The organism is Curtobacterium sp. C2H10, from assembly GCF_025407985.1.
Classification (GTDB): domain Bacteria; phylum Actinomycetota; class Actinomycetes; order Actinomycetales; family Microbacteriaceae; genus Curtobacterium.
Genome location: NZ_JABXGF010000011.1, coordinates 44,640 through 66,073 on the forward strand (window position 1 = coordinate 44,640; position 21,434 = coordinate 66,073).

The following is a 21,434-nucleotide window of genomic DNA, read 5'->3' on the forward strand; positions in this document are numbered from 1 at the left end:
CCGACAGGTGTCGTGCATGACGCCGTGTGACGCCGGGCGGCCGTCAGCCGTCGAACGCGTCGAGCACCGCCGCGGCGGACCGCTCGACGAGGGCGTCGTCGTAGGCGGTGTCGGGGGCGTTGCGGGTCGTGAGGACGGCGATGACGATCGGGCCGCCGTCCGGCCGGGTCACGCGTGCGACGTCGGTCCGGATGCCGCCCGCGCCGCCGGACTTGTCGACCACCGTCCAGCCGTCGGGAGCGCCGGCGCGGACGAGGGTGTCGCCGGTGGCGTTGCCGCTCATCCAGTGCTCGAGCAGCGCGGTGTCGGAGCGTCCGAGCGTCTGGCCGTCGAGCACCGTGGCGAGGGTCGCCGCGAACGCCGCCGGGGTCGTGGTGTCCTCGGTGCTGCCGGGCTCGATCGTGTTGAGGGCCGGTTCGTCGTGCACGACCTCGGTGGTGCGGTCCCCGAGCTCCGCCAGTGCTCGGTCGAGACCCGCGGGGCCTCCGATGCGGTCGAGGACGAGGTTCAGGGCCAGGTTGTCGCTCTGCCGGACCGCGGCCTCGGCGAGCTGGGCGACCGTCAGGCCGTCGGCGACGTGCTCGCTCGTGACGGGGGAGTGCCCGGCGGCGGTGGCGTCCGCCGCACTCCAGCGCACCCGTTCGTCCCGGTCGGCGCCGTGCACCGCGCGGAGGAACTGCGCCGCCGCGAACGCCTTGAGGGTCGACGCGTAGCCGAAGCGGCGGTCGCCGTTGTACGCGACGGTCTCGCCGGTGGTGGTGTCGGTCGCGACGACGCCGACCGTGGCGTCGTACTCCCGCTCGAGGTCGGCGAGGGTGCGGGCGACGGCAGCCCGGTCGGCGGCGGCGATGGTCGGGGTCGGCGAGGGCGTCGGTGCGGACGCGGGCGTGCGCGTCGGTGACGGTGCGGCCGCGGTGGTGCCCGGGCTCCCGCCGCTGCAGCCGGTCAGGGCGAGTGCGGCGACGATGCCGGCGATGACCAGGGGGAGAGCACGGCGCATGGCAGCACCCTGCCGCCCGAGCCTGGTCACCTGCCGGGAACCGGTACCCCGACCCGTGCGACCGCGACCTCCGTCCCGACGCCCCGTTCCCGGGCGAGCTCGATCACGCAGGCGGCGACGGCGAGGTCCTGCGCGCCGAGCCCGACCGAGTCGAACACGGTGACCTCGTCGTCCGTGGTCCGGCCCGGGGCACGCCCGGCGACGACCTCGCCGAGCTCAGCGGGGTGGAGGTCCTGCGGGACCGTCCCCTCGACGACGGCCTCGAGCAGGTCGCCGGACTTCGTCCATGCCGTCGCACGGCTGTCGACGAACAGGGTGCCGCGCGCCATCGCGGCGCCGTCGAGCTCCCGGTGGGTCGGGCGCGGACGTGCTCCGACCGCGTTCACGTGCTGGCCCGCGTGCAACCAGGCTCCTCGGACGACGGGATCGACCGAGGGCGTGAGGGTGCAGAGCACGTCGGACCCCTCGACCACCCGACGGGCCTCGTGCACCACCCCGCACCGCCCGGCGACGTCCGGGCCGACGGCGTCGAGGAAGCGGGCGACCGTTCCCGACGAGCGCGACCAGAGGACGATCCGCTCGAACGGTCGCACGGCCTCGAACGCGCGGACGTGCTCGACGGCGAGGTTGCCCGCGCCGAGGATCCCGAGGGTCCGGCTGCCCGAGCGGGCGAGGTGCTTCGTCGCGACCACGGTGGTCGCCGCGGTCCGGGCCCGGGTGATGGCCATGCCGTCGAGGACCGCCACGCACTCGCCCGTCACCGACGAGGACACCAGGATCGTCGACCGCTGCGAGGGCAGCCCCCGTGCGCTGTTCTCGGGGATGTCGGCCATCAGCTTGACGGCGACGAGCCCCAGTCGGTCGGACCGCACGGCCATCGGCAGGAAGAGCGCGTCGACGGCGCCGGTCAGGGCGACCGGAGCCGGCTGCTGCATCGCGCCGGTCCCGAGGTCGGCGTGGACGGCCTCCACGGCCCCGACGACGTCGACGGCGTCGATGAGACCGGCGACGTCGGCGGCGCCGAGGACGACGGTCACGACGCGGCGACGGCGGTCGAGGCGCCGAGCAGCTCCTCGAGCGACGGGGTGTGGGTCGTGAGCCCGCCGTCGAACAGGATGCGCATCCAGCGGTCGGAGGCCTCGCGGTCGACGACCGCGGTGTCCCAGACGCCCCCTGCGGCCATCTCGTCGGCGGCCCGCCGCAGCAGGGCAGCGTCCTTCTCCGGCCACCGGGCGGCGAGCACGGCCGCGATCTCGGCGTCGGCGTCGCCCGCGGTGATCTTGGCCATCGCGGCGGCGATGCCGTCGACGAACCGGTCGACCCGGTCGCCGAGCTCGTCGATGCGGTCCGTGCGCGTGTAGTAGACGCTGTTCGGCATCACGCCACCGGCGTCGAGGTGCCGGAAGACGATGGTGCCCCCACCGGCGGCGACGAGTTCCTGGGCGGAGACGAGGTCGAGGATGATCGCGTCACCGAGGCCGCCCTGGTAGAGCTCGATGAGCATCGCGGTGGAGAGGTCACGGACGAAGCGGGTCGCGGCGACGTCGAACCCGGCCTCGCGGACGAGTCCGGCAGTGAACTCGTACGGTGCGCTGCCGCCGGCCCCGGGCGCCAGGACGACCTTGCCGGCGAGCCAGTCCAGGGTGATCGGTGCGGTCTCGTCGCGGGCGACGATGGTCATCGGGAACCGGTGGTTGAGCTGTCCCACGACGGAGAGCTTCCTCGAGGTGCCGGCGTACATCGCGGGGACCCACAGGCCGCCGAGCGCGAGGTCGGCCTCGTGCGAGTCGATGTCGTCGAGCACGCCGGTCCACGGGTCGCACGCCTTCGCGGTGACGGCCAGGCCGCGCTCGGCGAACAGTCCGCCGACGTCGGCGACGTACTCGGGCAGGTAGTTCAGGCCGTTCGCGGTCGCCGAGATCTTCAGGGTGTCCATGGTGTTCTCCGATCGTGGGGTGGTGGGCCGGGGTGTCCGGCCCACCGGGGTGGTGCGGGTGGTGCCGTCGGTCAGGCGGTGGGGGTCGAGAGGGCGTTCTCGTTGACGTCCTCGAGGGACCGCCCGCGGGTCTCGGGGGCGAAGCGCGACGCGACCACGAGCACCGCGTACATGACGGCGGCGAGTCCGAAGACACCGGCGAAGGCCCACGAGCCGTACAGGGCGATGGCCGCGAAGGGCATGACCGCTCCGGCGATGTTGCCGATGCCGTTGACGATCGAGGCGCCGGATGCGCGGATCGCGGTCGGGTAGACCTCGGCGGTCCAGGCGGCGAGCGTGGTGTTCGTCAGCATCGTGAAGAACTGGAAGAGGGCGCCGAGCACGAGGATCGCGGCGGTGTCGTTGCCGAACGCCGCGAACGCCAGGGCGGTGAGGCAGCCGAGGATGCCCGCGACGGCGATGAGGGGCCGGCGTCCGACGCGGTTGGCGAGGAGTGCCGCTGCCGTGCACCCGAGGAGCGAACCGATGTTCATGATCATCGTGTAGAGCAGGCTCTGCGACACCGTGTAGCCGCGCTCGACGAGCAGGGTCGGCATCAGGAAGTTCAGCGTGACCTGGACGCCGAAGGCCATCCACGACGCGACGCCGATCGCGATCGTCCGGCGGAGCACCAGCTTGTGGAAGACCGCGGCGGGCGAGGAGTGCAGTGCGACCGGGGGCAGGTCCGCCGGCGTCAGACGCACCGGCGGCGCGGTCTCGGCGGGCGGCGTGAGCGTGTTCGAAGCGAGGATCGCGAGCGATCGGTTCGCCTCGTCGACACGGCCCTTCGAGAGCAACCAGCGCGGCGTCTCAGGCAGCTTGCGGCGGTACAGGACGACGAACAGTGCGGGGATCGCGAGGATCACGAAGGTCCAGCGCCAGACGTGGTCGTCACCACCGAGCGGGACGGCCAGCGGCCCGAGCAGCAGCAGGAAGAGGCCGTAGGAGATGAAGTTGCCGATGCCGCCGGCACCGACGTTGATGGTCGCGATGAGACCACCGCGGTACTTCGTGGCCACCATCTCGGACAGCATCGCGATGCCGATCATGAACTCGCCGCCGACGCCGATGCCGACGATGAACCGACTGACGAGCAGCATGTCGAAGTTGAACGACACCGCGCTGAGCAGGCCGCCGAGCGTGTAGACGAGCAGGTTGAGGCCGAGCGAGAACCGTCGGCCGTACTTGTCGGCGAGCCAGCCGGCCAGGAACCGTCCGACCAGGCCACCCAGGACGGTGGCGGTGTTGATCGTCGAGAGCTGCACGTCGCCGATGGCGAGCGAGGCCTTGATGTTGGTGGCCATCGCGCCGACGGAGTTCTGCTCGAGCGTGTCGAAGAACTCCCCGGCGAGGATGAGCATGAGGACCCAGAACTGGGCCCGGGTGAAGCCGATCGAGTCGAGGGCGGATCCGATGCCGCCCTCGGGTCGGGCGGCGGACGCGGTTCGGGTTGGTGCGGTGGAGCGGGTGACAGCGGACATTCGTGACTCCAGCGGGGGAAGAGTGAGGGCGGTGCACCGTGCGGTCACTCTTTTGTATACGAAAAGCTGTTTCAGGCTGGTTTCGAACACGAGACGGTTCGTTACGGCTGCCTGTGTCACGCGGACATTCAAGCATCACGGCTGGCGCCGACCAAGTCCCTCGTGGGGTTTCGTATACGTTCCTACGGGTTCAGCGCCCGGTAGATCGCTTCGTCACGGCGCAGGTGCTCGTCCATCAGCAGGCCCGCTTGCACCGAGGCGCCGCGCAGGATCGCGCCGGCGACGGCGGTGTGGTCATCGCTGCTCGACGCCACCTCGTCCTGCGTCACGCGCTCGAAGGCCCAGGCAGTCTGGTGGATCAGGTGGTCGATCATCGTCTCGAGTCGGCTGTTCCCCGCGGCGCGCGCCACCAGCCCGTGGAACGCGAACCGCGGCGACTGCGCGGCCTCGATCTCCTGGTCGGACCGTTCCTCGTGACCGACCGCGCGCAGCAGGTCGGCGCACTCGCCGCCCTGGCGACGAGCGGCGAGCTCGGCGGCCAGCACCTCGAGTCCGCGGCGGATCTGCATGAGCTCGATGACGACCTCGGTCGAGGAGTCGGCGACGCGGACGCCCTTGAACTTCTCGGACTCGACGAACCCCTCGGTCTCCAGCTGTCGGAGTGCTTCACGCACGGGGACCCGTGAGACCCCGAAGCGTTCGGCCAGGGCGTCTTCCTTCAGGCGGGAGCCGCGTGGCAGCGTACCGGCGATGATCTCGGCCCTGATCGCCTTGAGGACAGATGCCGGCTTGGACTCCACAGCACGATGCTAGTTGGAGCGAGTGACGGGAATCGAACCCGCGCTACCAGCTTGGGAAGCTGGAGTTCTACCATTGAACTACACTCGCGCACCCCGCTCAGCGGGACGTCGCAAGCCTAGCGGATTCTGCGCTGGACGCCAGCCGAGTGCCCGCCGAGCGTGGCGCTGCCGACCCGCACCGCGCCTCCTGGCCGGACCCGTGTCTCCGCTGTGAGCCGGTCCGTCTGACGGACAGGTGTCGCCCCCGTGTGTACCGTCCAGGTGGATCGAGCGACCCGCGAACCCGAGGAGGACCCGGATGGTCAGACATCCCCTCATCGACGACGTGGTCGGCCCCGCGATCGTGGTCGACTCGGCCTCGCCGGTGGTGTGGCTGACCGAGGCGCTCGCCTCCCTGCTCCGTCGGGCATCCGAGTCCGGACGCTTCGTCCTCCTCCGCACCGGGCCCGGCTCCGCGCTCACACCGGCGCTCCGGCACGCCCTCGGCGCGTACGGGGCCGCGTGGGCCGTCACGGATCCCGACGGCACGCTCCGCGACGGACGGACCGGCGTCGCAGCCTCCCGCATCGAGGACTTCGTGCACCGCGGCCCCGAGCTCGTCGGCACGCCCTCGCCGGAGCACCCCGTCGCGCGCGACTCGGTGCGGCAGATCAGCATCGACCTCACGCTGCGCCACCACGCCGAACGCGCGATCGACATCGGGTCCGCGATCGAGGCCCTCTGCGAGACGGTCGGCACCTGCCCGACGCGCTGGGGCACCGCCGAACCGCTCACCGTGCCGTGGGACCGCTGGGTCGTCACGCAGTACGCCAAGCACGAGGCCCCGGCGGTGTCGACGTCGTACGCCGTGGGCGAGGGCTTCTCGGCGACGATGACCGCGCACCTGCTCGACGGCGTGGTCGTCGAGACGATGTCCGCCGTGCTCACGATCCCCGAGGACGGCGCCGACCAGACGCTCGCGCCGCGGCTCCTCGACGCCGTGCACCGCGTCGCCGAGGACGTCGAACCCGTCTTCGGTGTGGTGATGCAGCGTCGTGGCGACGCCGACCACCTCGTCCGTGCGGTCTCGCACGGCGAACCCGCGCCGCTGGCGGTCGTGGTCGGGCCCGAGGCGACCGAGTTCCTCGACCGGGACGGCGTGTGGCCCCCGCCCCGCACGACCACCTCGACGTTCGGCGGCGGCGGTCTCGTCGTGCGCTTCGACGACGGCTGGGAAGCGCTCGAGGCGTTCCTCGACCGCATCGATGAAGACCGGTTCCTGCAGCTCGTCGGTGGTGCCCCGCTCGACCCGGCGCACGACGAGGGCACGCTGGACGGCCACGTCGGGGACGGTTCGCACGTGTTCGGCGGTCACCGTGCCCCGTGACGTCACCCTGCTCTGCCGCGGGCCGGTGGAGACGCGCGACGTCGCCGAGGCGCTGCTCCTGCACGACGAGTCCTGGGGTGTCCGGGCGCTCGACGACGGCCCGATGATGCAGGTCTGCCGGGACGCCACGCACCCGGTGATCACCGTGCTCGCGGTGCGGCGCGTGGACGCCCTCGACGAGGTCGAACGGATCCTGCCGGACGCCCCGACGCTGTCGACGCCGCTGTGGTGGGTGGACACCGTGACGCCCGAGGGGGCGGACGGCGAGTCCGGGATCTCCGCCGCGCTCGAGGCCGCGATGGACCTCGACGCGGTCTGCATCGTCCACGGCGACTGAGCACCGACCGCCTCTGCGGCCACCCGGAGTGGGGCCAGTACGAGCGCTCGACGCGACTCACGGGCCCGGGCGTGTCCCCAGTTGTGGTGCGAACGGTCGTTCCGAGACCCGCGGGTACCCGATCCGGCCCTACGGTGTGAGGACCCGAGCCGACGAGCCGGGCGCGCACGCTCCTCGTCGGCACCGCTCTTCTCACTGAACAGGGCTCCAGTGCGTACACAACCACAGAAGCGTGCCGTCGCGCGCGCTCGCAGCATCCTCTCCGGCGTCGTCGTCGCCGGCCTCGCCGGTCTCGCGCTCGTGGGGGCGGGTGCGTCCACCGCGTCCGCCGCCGCTCCCGCGCAGACCACGTTCGTGAACGAGGGGTTCACGACCGGTTCGGTCGGCGACGGCTACCTCCTGCCGTCCACGCAGTCCGGCGCGGCGAACGAGGCGTGCCTCACCGCGGCCCCGGCCTCCGGCACCAGCAACGACGGCAGCATCCCGACCTGCACCACGGACGGCAAGGGCATCGCCTCCGGTTCGGTCCGTGACGCGAGCGGCAACGGGGCGCTCCGCCTGACGACCGCGCAGGGCGACAAGGCCGGCGGCGTCGGCTCCCGCCAGTCGGTCCCGATCACCAAGGGCATCGACGCCGTCTTCGACAGCTACCAGTACAACGGCAACGGCGCGGACGGGATCGTCTTCTACCTCGCCGCGACCGACCCGTACAACCCCGAGGTCCCCGAGAAGATCGGGTACCTCGGCGGCTCGCTGGGCTACAGCGCGAGCATCACCGACAGCCAGAACGCGTCCATCGGCACGAAGGCGTCGGGGCTCTCCCACGCCTACCTCGGCGTCGGCCTCGACCGGTTCGGCAACTTCTCGAACAAGGCGTTCGGCGGCTCGGGCTGCACCGCGGACGCGTCCGCTGCCGCCTACGCGAACAACGTCACGGTCCGGGGCCCCGGCAACGGCCTGAACGGCTACTGCATCGTCTCGACGACCGCGGGCACCCCGCTCGCGGGCAACGGCACGCTCAGCCGGACCGGGGTGACCGACCGCACCACCGCGAAGGTCCCCGTCGAGATCGTCATCAACCCGACGACCTCGACCCTGCGCGCGCAGGGCACCGGGAACACGGACGTGTCGGTCGATCCGGGCACGTTCAAGGTCGTCTTCACGTCGAGCGGTGGGACCCGGCAGGTCCTGGCCGGCGCGCTCCCGACGCTGAAGGGCGGCAGCAACGTCGCGGGCGTGCCGTCCTCGTGGGTCGACCAGACCACCGGGTACCCGTACAAGCTCACCTACGGATGGGTCGCGGGCACCGGTGGATCGAACGACGTGCACGAGGTCAACGCACTCAAGACCACGACCGTCGCCGGTCCGGTGCCGGTGCTGACCGCCCAGACGGGAGGCGCGGCGAAGGTCGCGCACGCCGGCTCGGGCACGTACACCCTCACCCCCACCGTGTCGGCCGACGGTGGCTCGGAGGCGCAGCTCGTGCGCACCACCACCACCTTCCCGACGGGTGTCACGCCCGACGTCGCCACGGCGAGCGGCGACGGCTGGAGCTGCACCGCCGCCGGTCAGGTCGTCACGTGCGACCAGGCCGCGGCGGACCGCACGCCGGGTACCGTCCTGCCGACGCTGACGATCCCGTACACGGTGTCCGGCGCCGCCCGCACCGCCACCGTCTCGACCGTCGTCGCCTCCACCGACGCCGAGGCCGTGACCGTCACCCGTGCCGTCGAGGTCCAGCCGCAGTCGAGCACCGTCTCGGTCGGTGCGGCCGCAGCGGTCGTCGGCGACCGCGCCACCCTGACGGCGAGCGTCGCCTCCGGGGAGTCCGACGGGGCGACCACGCCGACCGGGTCCGTCGTGTTCACGGACACCGAGTCCGGCGCCGTGCTCTGCACCGCGACGCTCGCCTCCGGAGCCGCGTCCTGCGACGTCCCGACCTCGACGGTCGGCACCCGTGGGATCACCGCGACCTACCAGGGTGACGCCGACCACGCCTCGGCCACGGGTGACGGCTCGCTCGTCGTCTCGAAGGTCCCGACCGCGATCACCGTGACGTCGACGCCGGCGTCCACGACGTACGGCGCGACCGTGACCCTCGCGGTCGACGGCCTCGACGCCGTCGACGGCGACCGGCCCGCACCGACCGGGACCGTCGAGTTCCGCGCCGGCGGGAAGGTCCTCTGCACGGCGACCCTGCCGGCCACGAGCTGCGACGTCTCCGGGCTCGCCGCCGGGACGCACTCGGTGACCGCGGTCTACTCGGGCGACGGTCGGTACGAGGGCTCCACGGCCGTGGCGGTCGACCTCACCGTCCGGAAGGCCGCGACCACCATCACGCCGGGCACGTCCGACCCGACGGACCCGAGTGGACCGTCCGACCCGTCCGGCCCCGGCACCGACACGACGGTGACCGTGACGCACGGCGAGACCACCACGCTCGGGAGCCCGAACGTGCCGAAGGACGCCACCGGGACGATCGACTACGTCACCGACGACGGCACCGTGCTCTGCACCGCGACCCTGCCCGACACGACCTGCGACGTCCCCGCCGACCTCGCCGGGGGGACCTACCGCGTGCACGCCCGGTACAGCGGTGACGACAACTACGAGCCGGCCGAGGGCGACCCCTTCGACCTGGTCGTGACCGCGCAGCCGACCGAGCTGGTCGGCTCGACCGACACGACCCGCGCGGTCGTCGGCACCACGGTCCGCCTCAGCGCGTCCGGCCTGCCGACCGGCGCGACCGGCACGGTGACCTTCACCGCGGCGGACGGGACCGTCCTGTGCACGGCGACGCTCCCCGAGACGAGCTGCGAGACCGACGCGCTGCCCGTCGGGACGAACACCGTGACGGTGTCCTACAGCGGGGACGCGTCCTTCGCGGCGTCGACCACCACGATCGAGGTCGTCGTCGTGGCCGCACCCGCCACGGTCACCCCGGCAGCGGACCCGACCGCCGACCCGACCGCAGCGGCGACCCCGTCGCACGCGCCGGTCGGGTCGGGCACCGGTGCGCTCGCGTTCACCGGGTCGCCGCTCGCGATGGGCACGGGCATCGGCCTCGCGGCCGCACTGCTCCTCGGCGGCCTGGTGCTGCTGATGGTCCGCCGGACCCGCGCTGCCCGGGACGCCTCGGAGTAGCAAGCAGGTCGGGCAGACCCACAGGACCGCGCACCGTGCGACCTCGCACGGTGCGCGTTCCTGTTCCCGTCAGTCGCGGTCGTGCATCGCGGCGAGGCGCTCGTTGTACGCCTTGAGGTCCGCGTCCCCGTCCCGCTCCGCCTTGCGGTCGAGGCGCTTCGCGTCACGGGTGTCCGACCTGACCCAGTTGCGCACGACGAGCAGCGCGACGAACACCATCGGCAGCTCGGACGCGCCCCACGCGATCCCGCCGCCGGTGTGCTGGTCGGCGAGGAGTGCGGCGTCGTTCGTCTGCCCGAGCGCGTGGAACCAGTCGATCGCGAAGACCGACTCCGACGTCATGACCGCGACGCCGAAGAACGCGTGGAACGCCAGGGTCGCGAGCAGGGCGATGATGAGGATCGGGTACTGCGGTCGCTTCGGACCCGGGTCGACGCCGACGAACACCCAGAAGAACAGGTACCCGCTGAACACGAAGTGCACGATCATCGCCACGTGCCACTCGTGCGACTGCATGGCGTACTCGTACGCGGGCGTGAAGTAGAACACGACGAGGGACCCGGCGAAGATCACCCCGGCGACGGCCGGCTTCGCGAGGAACTGCATGTACCGCGAGTGCGTGAAGAGCATGAGCCACTCACGGGCACCGCGCGAGCCGTCGTTCCGCACCGGCAGGGTCCGCAGCGCGAGCAGCACCGGCCCGCCGAGCACGAGCGGCAGCGGCACGAACATCATCAGCAGCATGTGCTGGAGCATGTGCGACGAGAAGTGGATCATCCCGTAGACCGCCGGCCCCGCCGACGTCGTCCAGATGAACAGCGCGCACCCGAGCAGCCACGCGATCGTGCGTCCGACGGGCCACTTGTCGCCGCGCTTCCGGAGCTTCCGGACGGCGAGCAGGTACCAGCCGGCCCCGACGACCGCGAGCGCCAGCCACACCCAGTCGATGTGCCACTGGGTCAGGTAGGTCTGCACGGTCTGTGGGGGCGGGTACGGGAACCCGATGAGTCCGGAGCGGGTGTCGTCCCCGGTCTCCGGCGTCTGCGGGATCGGCGGCTGCGAGCGGGAGACGGCGACGGAGACCCCGATGGCGATCGCCATGAACACGATCTCGGCGAGGGCGAACCGCACGAACACGCGGCGGTCGAGCGGCGCGCGGAGGAGCCCCGGCACGAGCCGCCGCCGCTGGACGACCCCGGCGAGCCCGAGCAGTACGAGGATGGCGGCCTTGACCGTGATGAGCCATCCGTAGGTCGTCGTGAACAGGTCGAGCGGGCCGGTCAGTCGGAGCGACGCGTTCACGATGCCCGAGAACGCGACCGCGGCGAACGCCCACCCCGCGAGCGTCGAGTACCGCGACACGACCCGCCCGGTGGCGCCCTTCGTCCGGGTGCGCAGGACGAGCACGGCGACGAGCCCACCGGCCCAGACGCACACGGCGACGAGGTGGACCGCGAGCGAGTTCACCGCGTTCGCGTGCTCGAGCGACCCGGCCGCGTGCCCGGACAGTGCGAGCGGCAGCAGCGCGAACAGCCCGGCGACCGTCGCCACCGCGAGCGTCGTCACCCGGGTGGCGAAGGCGGCGACCACGGTCGCGACGAGGATCGCCACGGCCGACACCACGAGCGCCTGCCCGATCTCGACCTGGAACGCGAAGAGGGTGAAGTTCCGCGCGAACACCGGGTTCGTCAGCGGGACGCCGAGGGTGTTCGCGCCCGTCAGCACGATGCTCACCACGGCCGCGAGGAACCACACCGAACCCGTCGCGGCCGCCCAGCGCGCGGCGCGGTGCTGCACGCTCGACATCGCCCGGTGGTCCTTCTTCTGCGCCGGGAGCGCGAACGCCGCGACGACGAGCAGGCCGATCGTCAGCGCCGCCATGGTGTCGTGCACCACGCGCGCGACGGGCAGCCCGTACTCGACGAGGTCGCCGGCAGACACCAGTTGCTGGTTCGCGGTGAAGGCGCCGGTGAGCGTCATCCCGAGGATCGAGCACGCCACCGCGAGCGGGACGGCGACGACGAGGACCGTCGCGACGGTGGACGTGCGCGCGGTGACGGGCGCCGATTCCGGCGCCGCGCCTCCTGGCTGGGTTTCGGGTGACGTGACGGTCATGACCGTCCAATCGTAGGCGTGTGGGCCTGGAGGCGCGGCGTGCGTCGCGCGCACCGGCTGCGGCCCGCCTCAGGTCACGACGTCAGACGCGGCGCTCCCAGATGCCCTCGCTCCCGACGCCCACGAACCCGACGGCCTCGTTGACGTCGAGCATCGGGCGGTTCTCCTCGGCGTTGAACGTGATGATCGAGGGTCGCCCCGGGAAGTCCTGCTCGACGCGTTCGATCCCGGCCACCTTGAGCAGCCAGCCGAGCCGGTGCCCGCGGTGCTCCCGCAGCACGAGGGTGTCGCCCTGCATGACCGGCTGGTGCACCGCGTCCGGTACTGCCAGCTGCGTGAAACCGGCCAAGGTGGTCGTCGGGAGGTGTTCGACCGCGACCGTGACCATCGTGCGCGGCGAGCGTTGCAGCTGCTCCTCGTGCTCCTGCAGGCGCTCGCGCGTCCAGACGTCCTCCGGCTCCTCCATGTCGCCCTCGGGAGCGTCGGTGCTCATCCGGGTCTCGAGCAGCGCGATGCCGTCGAGCCACTGCTCCGGCGTCGGCCCGGCCCACGCCTGCACCCGGTAGTCGGGTCCGGCGGCGGCCGCTGCCCGGTCGTGGAGCTCGCGCACTACGGAGTGGTCGGCCGGCAGCGCCAGGCGACTGATCCGGTTGACCTGCCCGAAGCGCCAGCCGCGCCCGCTGAGGAACCGTGCGCCGGCTTCGTCCTCGGGCACGGCGCCGTGGCCGGTGGGCGGGACGAGGTACCCCGGTCCGGACGCCGGTCCGACCTGCCGTGACACCGCGTACGTCTTCCACTGGGTGCGACCGTCGTCGCGGGCGGTGCCCTCGAGGTGCTCGGCCAGCAGCGTGCCGATGCCTCGCCGCTGGTGGTCCGGCGCGACGGCGACCGCGATCCAGCAGTTCGGGGTCCCCGGTGCCTGCTTGGTGTCGTAGGAGCCGGCCGCCACGACGTCGCCGTCGGGATCGCGCACGACGAAGAGGCGGCTCGGTGCCTCGGGGTCGAGCAGGTACGGCAGCTGTTCCTCGGGCGTCCAGAGGATCTCGGGCAACCGGGTGACGGCGACCTCGGCGGCGTTCTGCACACGGACCCAGTCGCGGAAGGCCTGCACCGTCGCGGCGTCGTCGTCCATGGTGGCGGGCACGTCGAGTTCGTGCACGGTGTACGCGGTCATGTCGGTTCCTCCTGGCCGTGTGACGCCGCCCGACGCTGGGCAGCCTCGCAGCTTACCGGTGCCGTTCCGCTGCCGCTAGGCTCGTCGCGTGCTGCTCTCCGACCGCGACATCACCGCCCAGCTGGCCGAGGGCCGGATCGGCCTCGACCCGTACGACGCCTCGCTCGTCCAGCCGTCGAGCATCGACGTCCGGCTCGACAAGTTCTTCCGGTTGTTCGACAACCACAAGTACCCGCACATCGACCCGGCGGTCGACCAGCCCGATCTCACCCGGCTGGTCGAGACCGACCCGGACGAGGCGTTCGTCCTGCACCCGGGGGAGTTCGTGCTCGGCTCGACGTACGAGGTCGTCACGCTGCCCGACGACATCGCGGCACGGCTCGAGGGCAAGAGCTCGCTCGGGCGCCTCGGCCTCCTCACCCACTCCACGGCGGGCTTCATCGACCCGGGCTTCTCCGGGCACGTGACCCTCGAGCTCTCGAACGTGGCGACCCTGCCGATCAAGCTCTGGCCGGGCATGAAGATCGGCCAGCTCTGCTTCTTCCAGCTGTCCAGCCCCGCCGACAAGCCGTACGGCTCCGCCGAGTACCAGTCGCGGTACCAGGGGCAGCGCGGTCCGACGCCGTCCCGCTCGGCGCAGAACTTCCTGCGGACGGACGTCTCCCGCCGCTCCTGACCGGCACCCGGGTGGACGTCGGACGTCAGACCACCGCGATGTACTCCCTGATCAGCGCGACGAAGCGTGGCCCGGCGATCCCGGAGTCCGCGAATCGTGCATCGGCCGGCCTGATGCTCCGGAGGGTTCGTGCGGTGTCCAGCCGGCGCCCGCTCACCGGTTCGGTGTCGAGGGCCCACCCGCCGACGGCGTCGGCACCGTGTGCATGACGGATCTCCAGCAGGTGCCCGAGGTCTGCGAGGTCCTTCGTGGAGCGGCGCGAAGCCCAGGCGTACGTCTTGAGGATCGTCGCCATCTCGACGGTCGGGACCCGGACCACGAAGCGCTCTTCGCGACCGTGGGTGTCGACCACGGTCGTGTCGACCTCGATCGGGTCCTGTGCGAGGACGACGTCGAGGCCGGGACTCGCGTCGAAGTGCCGCCCGCCGAGGTGCCGTGGGCGAAAGCGTCCGTCGAGCGACTCCACGAGCAGGTCGATCGTTCGGCCGTCCCGCTCGAACCGGTTTCCGGCGGTTGCCCGGTACGCGTCGGCGAGCAGCCTGTCGACCACGTCACCGCGGGCCGCGATCTCAGTGCTCACGCCCGCGTCAGCGTCGACGGTCCGCCGCGCCGCGAGTCCGTCGACCGGGAACGCTGTCAGGAGCAGTCCGACCATGTGGCCTCCGACGATGCGCGCGGCGCTGCGATCGGCGATCGCGCGTACTGCGTCACCGAGCGAGGCGAAAGCGAGTTCGTCGGCGACCGAGGTGCACGGGACCACCACGCTCACACGGATCACCGTTCGTCCCGCCCGTCGAGCGTGACGCGGCGCAGTGCCAAGACCGCGTCGTCGCGGTCGGGACCCCGGGAGTTGGCGACCTCCCATGCCGTGACCAGCGGATCCGTGAGCGTCGGTGCGCCGTGCGGGTCCCAGGCTCGAGCGGTCGCGAAGACGGTGGGATCTGCGGGGACGACCACCGCGAGCGTCTCGTCACCGGGTGGTGCCGTGGTGAAGCGTGCCGCGAGGTCGAGGTCGGCCTCGCTGTAGAGGACCGCGACGGCCGGGCGACGAACCGGCGCGAGGGTGTCGGCGGCCGAGTCGCCGGAGACGAGCACCGGACGTGACTCGGAGCGCGCTGCCTCGACTGCCCGCTGCCGCTGGAGGTCGAGCGCGGCCACGCTCGTCCAGCGTCTGCGTACCCCCGACGGGCCCGGGTACGCCGACAGGAACTCGTCCCACAGTGCTGAGGCATCACGACCGACCCATCCTCCGGCCGTTCGCTCCACGCCGAGGCTGTGCAACGCGGGCAGGGCGAGCGCGATCGCCTGCTGGGTGACGCCCGTCTCGCTCGCGAGTTCGGACTGTGTTCGCGGAGCGCCGGTGCGCACGAGTGCTCGCATCAGCGCGAACCGTCCCCAGGGCGTGCGGCCGCGTGAGCCACGCACCGGGGCCGGAACGGGCGTCCGCGACCACTCGGTGCCGTCGATCAGTACGGCACCTTGGTCGACGGCCGCGACGATCACCCGCGGGTCAGCGAGCGCGATCGCGCGGAGGGAGGCGGTCGATCGTGGAACGACGTACAGCAGCGCTTCAGCCGCCATCGCGCCTCGGCCGAGAGTGCCCAGCTCACGCATCACGCGCGCCGGGGTCGGAGGGGTGTCGAGCGCCCGGATGAGCACGTGGCGGAGTCCCTGCCGAGACGTCAGAGTGGCGGTCCGTGACGAGGTCGCACGGACGGAGAGGTCCAGGTCGGGCACAACTGTCTCGAGCAACTCGAGGCCCCGCACGACGTCCATGGCGTGATCGTACAAGCAAAGCGGACGTCGAATGGAAAAACTTGTATTCGGCATAACGCGGCCCGCGATATCGCCCGTCGCAATCTCCTGGACGCGGCACTCCGAACCGCAGGATGTGCGTAAAGAAATGTCGCATTCTGTGTATCGTGGCCGCATGTCCGCAGTACTCCCACGACCCGCGCCGCCAGTGTCGGCAGCCGGGCTCATCCGGGACGCCCGCCTCCGCGCCGAACTCACCCAGGTGCAGCTCGCCGACCGCGCCGGCGTCACGCAGAGCGTCATCAGCACCTACGAGAACGGACGCCGCGAGCCGTCCCTCGCCGCACTGCAGCGGCTCCTGCTCGCAGCGGGGTTCACGGCCGCGATCGACCTGCACCCCGTCGAGGAACCGCCGCCCCTCCGCGAACGGGTGATGGCCGCACGGCGGGAACTCGTCGCGATCGTGCAGCGCCTCGGTGGCCGCAACCCCCGGCTCTTCGGCAGCGTGGCCCGGGGCGAGGACGGCCCGGCGAGCGACGTCGACCTGATGGTGGACCTCGATCCCGGGCTCGGCATCTTCGCGCTCATGCGGATCCAGGACGAGGCGGAGCAGCTCCTCGGCGTGCGGGTGGACGTCGTGGACGCCGCCGGCATGGGCGCCGACGCCGTCCGGGACGCGGTGCCGCTGTGAGCCGCGACGTCGGGGACCGGCTCGACGACGTGATCCGTGCCTGCGGGGTGATCCGTGCCTACGTCGACGACGACGCCCTGCCGGAAGGCCTCGTGTACGACGCGGTCCGGATGCGACTGGTCGAGATCGGCGAGGCGGTCCGGATGCTCCCGAGCGCGGTGACGTCGACCGAGCCGAGCATCCCGTGGTCGCGGGTGTCGCTCCTCGGCGAACGCCTCACCCGGCGGTACTTCGACACGACGCCGGCGGTGGTGTTCGGGACGGCCCGGGTGGACGTGCCGTCGCTCTGCGAGGCGGTCCACCGCCTGCGCGCCGCGCACGCAGCGCGCGGTGACCGTCGGGGCGCGGCAGGGGCAGTGGACCCGACGCAGTGACGGACGGGAGGCGCGGGTCGGCCCCGGACCGCGCCTCCCGTCCGACCGTGCCCCCGCCGCGAACGCGGGACGGCCCCGTCTCGCCGGAGCGAGACGGGGCCGTCGTCGTGTGATCGGGGAGATCAGCCCTTCTTGGCGAGTGCCTCGAGGGTGTCGTTGCCCTTGTAGGCCTCGACCGCGTTCTCCTTGGTCACGAGGACCGGGGTGAGCTCGATCGCCGGAACCGTCTTGACGCCGTTGTAGTTGTTCGTCTTGTCGATCTTGGTGTCGGGCTTGTTGCCCTTCGAGAGGTCGGACACCAGGTCGATGGCGGCCTGCGCCTCCTCGGTGGTGTTCTTGTAGATCGTCGAGTACTGCGTGCCCTGCATGATGAGCGGGATCGACGCGGTCTCCGAGTCCTGGCCGGTGACGACCGGGTTCGGCTTGCCGGCGGCCTTCGTCGCGGTCAGGATCGCACGGGCGAGGGTGTCGTTCGGCGACAGGACGCCGTCGAGCTTGGTGTCACCCGAGTAGTACTGCGACAGCAGGTCGGTCATGCGGGACTGGGCGTTCTGCGCGAGCCAGCCCTTGGTCTGGACCTTCTGGAAGGTCTCCTGGCCGGACGTGACCTTGACGGTGCCGTCCTTGATCTTCGGCTCGAGGACGTTCATCGCACCGTTGAAGAACACGGTGGCGTTCGCGTCGTCCGCCGAACCGGCGAAGAGCTCGATGTTGTAGGGGCCGTCACCCTTCTCGGCCTTGAGGCCGTCGAGGAGTGCCTGCGCCTGCAGCTGGCCGACCTTGTAGTTGTTGAACGCCACGTAGTAGTCGACGTTCTTGGTGTTCAGGATGTTGCGGTCCCAGGCGATGACGGTGACGCCCTTCGCCTTGGCGGCCTTGACCTGCGAGCCGAGCTGCGAACCGTCGGCGGCACCGATGATGACGACCTTGGCGCCCTTGGTGACCATGCCCGAGATCTGCGACTGCTGGTCCGGGACGGGGTTGCCGGCGTTGGCGTACTGGATGTCGGCCTTGAAGCCGGCGTCCTCGATCGACTTCTCGAACGCGGCGCCCGCGAGCACCCAGTTCTGCGAGGTCTTGGCCGGCAGGGCGACACCGATGAGGTCGCCCTTCTTGATCTCGGTGCTCGAGCCCGAGTCCGAGCCGGAGGTGCCGCGAGCCGAGCAGCCGCTGAGGGCGAGGCCCGCGACGAGCGCCAGGCCGATGCCGGCGATGAGCTTCTTGCGCATGTGAGTGCTTTCTCTTCGTTGAGGGGTGGTGCTGTGGTGAGGGGTTCGAGCGCCCCGGGAGCCCGGGGCGCCACGTCTTTACTGGGTGTTGACCTTGTCCGGCTGGTCCTGGATGGACTGCGGCTGCTGGGCTGCCACCGTGTTCTGCTCGGTGTCCTTCTTCTGGAACTGCCGCATCATGCCGCCGATGAGCGACGGGCGGCCCTGGGACTTCGAGTAGACGTCGAAGGCGACCGCGACGAGGAGGACGAGACCACGGATGATCTGCACCTTGTTCGACTCGATGCCCATGAGCTGGAGGCCGTTCGACAGGAGCGCCATCACGAGGCCACCGATGATCGACCCGGAGATCGTGCCGATGCCACCCGCGACCGCGGCGCCACCGACGAACACGGCGGCGATCGCGTCGAGCTCCCAGCCGGTGCCGTCAGCCGGACCCGAGGCGTTCGAGTAGCCGACGAACACCATGCCGGCGACCGCGGCGAGCACGGACATGTTCGCCATGACGAAGAAGTTGACCTTGCGGGCGCTGACACCGGAGAGCACCGCGGCGCTCGCGTTGCCGCCGACCGCGTAGACCTGGCGACCGAAGATCGTGTTCTTCGTGATGAAGCCGTAGATGATCGTGAGGACACCGAGGATGATCGCGACGATCGGGATCGAGGTACCGACGGGGCCGGCGCCGAACAGGTAGGTCGCGACGAGCGTGACGGCGACGAGGACGCCCGTGCGGACGATCGACACCCACAGCGGCGGGACCTCGGCCTGCATCTTCTTGCGGCGGGAGCGGCCGCGGGCCTCGATGACGATCAGGGCGATGATCGTGGCCAGACCGATGAGCAGCGTGCCGTTCGAGTACCCGAAGTCCGGGCCGAAGTCGCCGAGGTAGCCGGCGCCGATGGCGTTGTACGAGTCCGGGGTCGGCACCGAGGTCGACTGGCCGATGATCTGGTTCGCACCGCGGAAGATGAGCTGACCGGCCAGCGTCACGATGAACGCGGGGACCCGGACGAACGCCACCCAGAAGCCCTGCCAGGCGCCGACGAGGGCGCCGACGGCCAGGCCGAGGATGATCGCGGCCCATGCCGGCCAGTGCCACACGGACATCGACTGCGCGACGATGATGCCGACGAACGCCGCGACCGAACCGACCGACAGGTCGATGTGGCCGGCGATGATCACCATCACCATCCCCAGCGCGAGGATCAGGATGTAGGAGTACTGCAGGAACAGGTTGATGACGTTCGTCGGCTCGAGGATCAGGCCCTTGGTCGTGATCGAGAAGAAGATCACGATCGCGATCAACGCGATGATCATGCCGTACTGGCCGATGCTGTTGCCCTTGCCGAACAGCAGTTTCAGGTTCTTCATGAGACGAGAGCGCCCTTCCGCGCGGAGGTCATGCTGCGCATGAGCGTTTCTGGATCGGCCTGTTCCGAGGGGATGTCGGCCGTGATCTGGCCCTCGAAGATCGTGTAGATCCGGTCGGAGAGGCCGAGGAGTTCGGGGAGCTCGGAGGAGATGAGGATGATGCCCTTCCCCTCGGCTGCGAGCTGCTGGATGATGCCGTAGATCTCGAACTTGGCGCCCACGTCGATGCCGCGGGTCGGTTCGTCGAGGATGAGGATGTCCGGGTCGGTGAACATCCACTTCGACAGGACGACCTTCTGCTGGTTGCCGCCGGAGAGCTTGCCGACGTTCTCCTCGACGGTCGGCACCTTCGTGCGGAGCAGCTTCCGGTACTTCTCGGCGACGTTGTACTCCTCGAGGGAGTCCACGACGCCGGCCTTCGAGATCTTCTGCAGGTCGGCCGCGACGGTCGATCGCTTGACCGTGTCGAGCAGGTTGAGGCCGAGCGCCTTGCGGTCCTCGGAGACGTAGCCGATGCCGTGCTCGATCGCCTGCTGGACGTTGGTGACCTTGATCTCCTCGCCGTCCTTGATGATCTGCCCGCCGAGCCACGTGCCGTAGGAGCGGCCGAAGATGCTCATCGCGAGCTCGGTGCGGCCGGCGCCCATCAGACCCGCGAAACCGACGATCTCGCCGCGCTTCACGTGGAAGTTCGAGCCCTTGCAGACCAGGCGCGAGGAGTCGAGCGGGTGCTGGACGGTCCAGTCGCGGACCTCGAAGAAGGTCTCGCCGATCTTCGGGGTGCGGTCCGGGAAGCGGCTCTCGAGCGAGCGGCCGACCATGCCGCGGATGATGCGGTCCTCGTTGACGCCGTCGCCCTTGACGTTCAGCGTCTCGATGGTCTTGCCGTCGCGGATGATCGTGATCTCGTCGGCGATCTGCTCGATCTCGTTCAGCTTGTGGCTGATGATGATGCTCGAGATGCCCTTGGCCTTCAGCCCGACGATGAGGTCGAGGAGGTGCTGCGAGTCGTTCTCGTTGAGCGCCGCGGTCGGCTCGTCGAGGATGAGGAGCTTGACGTCCTTGTGCAGGGCCTTGGCGATCTCGACGAGCTGCTGCTTGCCGACGCCGATGTTCTTGATCTGCGTGTCCGGGTCGTCGGCGAGGCCGACGCGGGCGAGCAGGTCCTGTGCACGGAGCTGGGCGCTCGTCCAGTCGATGACGCCGAACTTGCCCGGCTCGTTGCCGAGGAACAGGTTCTCGGTGATCGAGAGCTCCGGGATCAGCGCGAGCTCCTGGTGGATGATCACGATGCCGGACTGCTCGGACTGCTTGATGTCCTTGAACCGGACCTCTTCGCCCTCGAAGACGATCTCGCCGTCGTAGGTGCCGTACGGGTAGACGCCGGACAGGACCTTCATGAGGGTCGACTTGCCGGCGCCGTTCTCGCCGCAGATCGCGTGGATCTCGCCGGCACGGACGCTGAGCGAGACGTCGGACAGCGCCTTGACACCAGGGAACTCCTTGGTGATCGAGCGCATCTCGAGGATCGTCTCGGGTGCGGTGATCGACCGGGTCTCGAGGCCGGTGTCGATCGGGGTTGACGCCACGGTGCATCTCCTTCTGCCGCTGCGATGCGGCAGTCCTTCGGGTGGTTCTGCGAGCGGCGACGAAGGGCACAGGAGGCCTGTGTGGACTTCGTTGTCGCGTCCGGAGTCCCGCGTCGTGACGGTCATGTGACCGTTCACATCGGCGGAACGGAGGTAATACTACGCACGCGATCGGCGCGCCTGTCAATTCGGTTTGGTCGCGTTTGTGTAACGGGCCGCGTGATCTGGCGGAACCGGGCACCGCACGTCCCCCGCGTTGGGGTACCCGGGTGGGTCGATGACGGCCTGGAGGCGCGGGTCGGCGCCGCCCCGCGCCTCCCGTCCGCGCGCGCGCGCCCACCGCGCGGGGCCGCGCCC

18 protein-coding genes and 1 tRNA gene are annotated in these 21,434 nt (G+C 70.8%); 6 read left to right on the forward strand and 13 right to left on the reverse strand.

Annotated features, from left to right (window positions below):
• Nucleotides 1–43 precede the first annotated feature (43 nt).
• The 6 genes from bla to HWD93_RS07005 form a co-directional block, all read right to left on the reverse strand.
• Complete coding sequence (bla, locus tag HWD93_RS06980; RefSeq protein WP_261646433.1) at nt 44–1,000, reverse strand: class A beta-lactamase; 957 nt, start codon at nt 998–1,000, stop codon at nt 44–46.
• A 26-nt stretch (nt 1,001–1,026) separates the two neighbouring features.
• The gene (locus HWD93_RS06985) at nt 1,027–2,037 is read right to left on the reverse strand and encodes an ornithine cyclodeaminase family protein (RefSeq protein ID WP_261646434.1); all 1,011 of its coding nucleotides are present in this window, start codon (nt 2,035–2,037) and stop codon (nt 1,027–1,029) included.
• Nucleotides 2,034–2,936, reverse strand: a complete 903-nt coding sequence (locus HWD93_RS06990; protein ID WP_261646435.1) for an ABC transporter substrate-binding protein — start codon at nt 2,934–2,936, stop codon at nt 2,034–2,036. The genes HWD93_RS06985 and HWD93_RS06990 overlap by 4 nt, the downstream gene beginning before the upstream one ends.
• A 71-nt stretch (nt 2,937–3,007) precedes the next feature.
• Nucleotides 3,008–4,456, reverse strand: coding sequence for an MFS transporter (locus HWD93_RS06995; RefSeq protein WP_229085905.1), 1,449 nt, complete (start codon nt 4,454–4,456; stop codon nt 3,008–3,010).
• Between the two features lie 182 nt (nt 4,457–4,638).
• The gene (locus HWD93_RS19435; protein ID WP_070417122.1) at nt 4,639–5,256 is read right to left on the reverse strand and encodes a GntR family transcriptional regulator; all 618 of its coding nucleotides are present in this window, start codon (nt 5,254–5,256) and stop codon (nt 4,639–4,641) included.
• A gap of 14 nt (nt 5,257–5,270) precedes the next feature.
• Nucleotides 5,271–5,344: transfer RNA gene (locus tag HWD93_RS07005), tRNA-Gly, on the reverse strand.
• 210 nt (nt 5,345–5,554) lie between these two features.
• On the opposite strand from HWD93_RS07005, the gene HWD93_RS07010 reads away from it, so the two are divergent.
• The 3 genes from HWD93_RS07010 to HWD93_RS07020 all read left to right on the forward strand — a co-directional run bounded on the left by HWD93_RS07010 (nt 5,555) and on the right by HWD93_RS07020 (nt 10,103).
• Nucleotides 5,555–6,622 (forward strand): DUF6177 family protein, encoded by a 1,068-nt coding sequence (locus HWD93_RS07010; protein WP_261646436.1) that lies wholly within the window; start codon nt 5,555–5,557, stop codon nt 6,620–6,622.
• Nucleotides 6,612–6,959 (forward strand): hypothetical protein, encoded by a 348-nt coding sequence (locus HWD93_RS07015; RefSeq protein WP_070417120.1) that lies wholly within the window; start codon nt 6,612–6,614, stop codon nt 6,957–6,959. Before HWD93_RS07010 ends, HWD93_RS07015 begins: the two co-directional genes overlap by 11 nt.
• 210 nt (nt 6,960–7,169) lie before the next feature.
• Entirely contained in the window at nt 7,170–10,103 is a 2,934-nt protein-coding gene (locus HWD93_RS07020; RefSeq protein WP_261646437.1) for an Ig-like domain repeat protein, read from the forward strand.
• Nucleotides 10,104–10,172: 69 nt separating this feature from the next.
• On the opposite strand, the gene HWD93_RS07025 is transcribed toward HWD93_RS07020, so the two are convergent.
• Together HWD93_RS07025 and HWD93_RS07030 are read right to left on the reverse strand one after the other, a co-directional pair.
• A complete protein-coding gene (locus tag HWD93_RS07025; protein WP_261646438.1) occupies nt 10,173–12,218 on the reverse strand; it encodes a cytochrome c oxidase assembly protein in 2,046 nt (681 codons plus the stop codon).
• A gap of 82 nt (nt 12,219–12,300) precedes the next feature.
• Nucleotides 12,301–13,392 (reverse strand): GNAT family N-acetyltransferase, encoded by a 1,092-nt coding sequence (locus tag HWD93_RS07030; RefSeq protein ID WP_261646439.1) that lies wholly within the window; start codon nt 13,390–13,392, stop codon nt 12,301–12,303.
• 88 nt (nt 13,393–13,480) lie between these two features.
• On the opposite strand from HWD93_RS07030, the gene dcd reads away from it, so the two are divergent.
• Nucleotides 13,481–14,068 (forward strand): dCTP deaminase, encoded by a 588-nt coding sequence (gene dcd, locus HWD93_RS07035; protein ID WP_070417116.1) that lies wholly within the window; start codon nt 13,481–13,483, stop codon nt 14,066–14,068.
• A 25-nt stretch (nt 14,069–14,093) separates the two neighbouring features.
• On the opposite strand, the gene HWD93_RS07040 is transcribed toward dcd, so the two are convergent.
• The gene (locus tag HWD93_RS07040) at nt 14,094–14,837 is read right to left on the reverse strand and encodes a hypothetical protein (RefSeq protein ID WP_261646440.1); all 744 of its coding nucleotides are present in this window, start codon (nt 14,835–14,837) and stop codon (nt 14,094–14,096) included.
• A 5-nt stretch (nt 14,838–14,842) separates the two neighbouring features.
• Nucleotides 14,843–16,000, reverse strand: a complete 1,158-nt coding sequence (locus tag HWD93_RS07045; protein ID WP_261646441.1) for a hypothetical protein — start codon at nt 15,998–16,000, stop codon at nt 14,843–14,845.
• Between HWD93_RS07045 and HWD93_RS07050 the strand changes: the two genes are divergently transcribed.
• Both HWD93_RS07050 and HWD93_RS07055 read left to right on the forward strand, forming a co-directional pair.
• The gene (locus HWD93_RS07050; RefSeq protein ID WP_083403123.1) at nt 15,999–16,514 is read left to right on the forward strand and encodes an XRE family transcriptional regulator; all 516 of its coding nucleotides are present in this window, start codon (nt 15,999–16,001) and stop codon (nt 16,512–16,514) included. The genes HWD93_RS07045 and HWD93_RS07050 overlap by 2 nt on opposite strands.
• On the forward strand, nt 16,511–16,888 hold the full coding sequence (locus HWD93_RS07055) for a DUF86 domain-containing protein (protein WP_071294381.1): 378 nt from the start codon (nt 16,511–16,513) through the stop codon (nt 16,886–16,888). Before HWD93_RS07050 ends, HWD93_RS07055 begins: the two co-directional genes overlap by 4 nt.
• A gap of 122 nt (nt 16,889–17,010) precedes the next feature.
• Here HWD93_RS07055 and HWD93_RS07060 read toward each other — a convergent pair whose 3' ends face one another.
• From HWD93_RS07060 to mmsA, 3 genes are all read right to left on the reverse strand, one after another.
• A complete protein-coding gene (locus HWD93_RS07060) occupies nt 17,011–18,117 on the reverse strand; it encodes a sugar-binding protein (RefSeq protein ID WP_070417113.1) in 1,107 nt (368 codons plus the stop codon).
• Between the two features lie 78 nt (nt 18,118–18,195).
• Nucleotides 18,196–19,488: a multiple monosaccharide ABC transporter permease gene (mmsB, locus tag HWD93_RS07065; protein ID WP_070417112.1), complete on the reverse strand. Its 1,293-nt coding sequence runs from the start codon at nt 19,486–19,488 to the stop codon at nt 18,196–18,198.
• Nucleotides 19,485–21,008 carry a multiple monosaccharide ABC transporter ATP-binding protein gene (gene mmsA / locus HWD93_RS07070; protein ID WP_175473765.1) on the reverse strand — a complete coding sequence of 508 codons (1,524 nt, stop codon included), beginning with the start codon at nt 21,006–21,008 and terminating at the stop codon, nt 19,485–19,487. Before mmsA ends, mmsB begins: the two co-directional genes overlap by 4 nt.
• Nucleotides 21,009–21,434 lie beyond the last annotated feature (426 nt).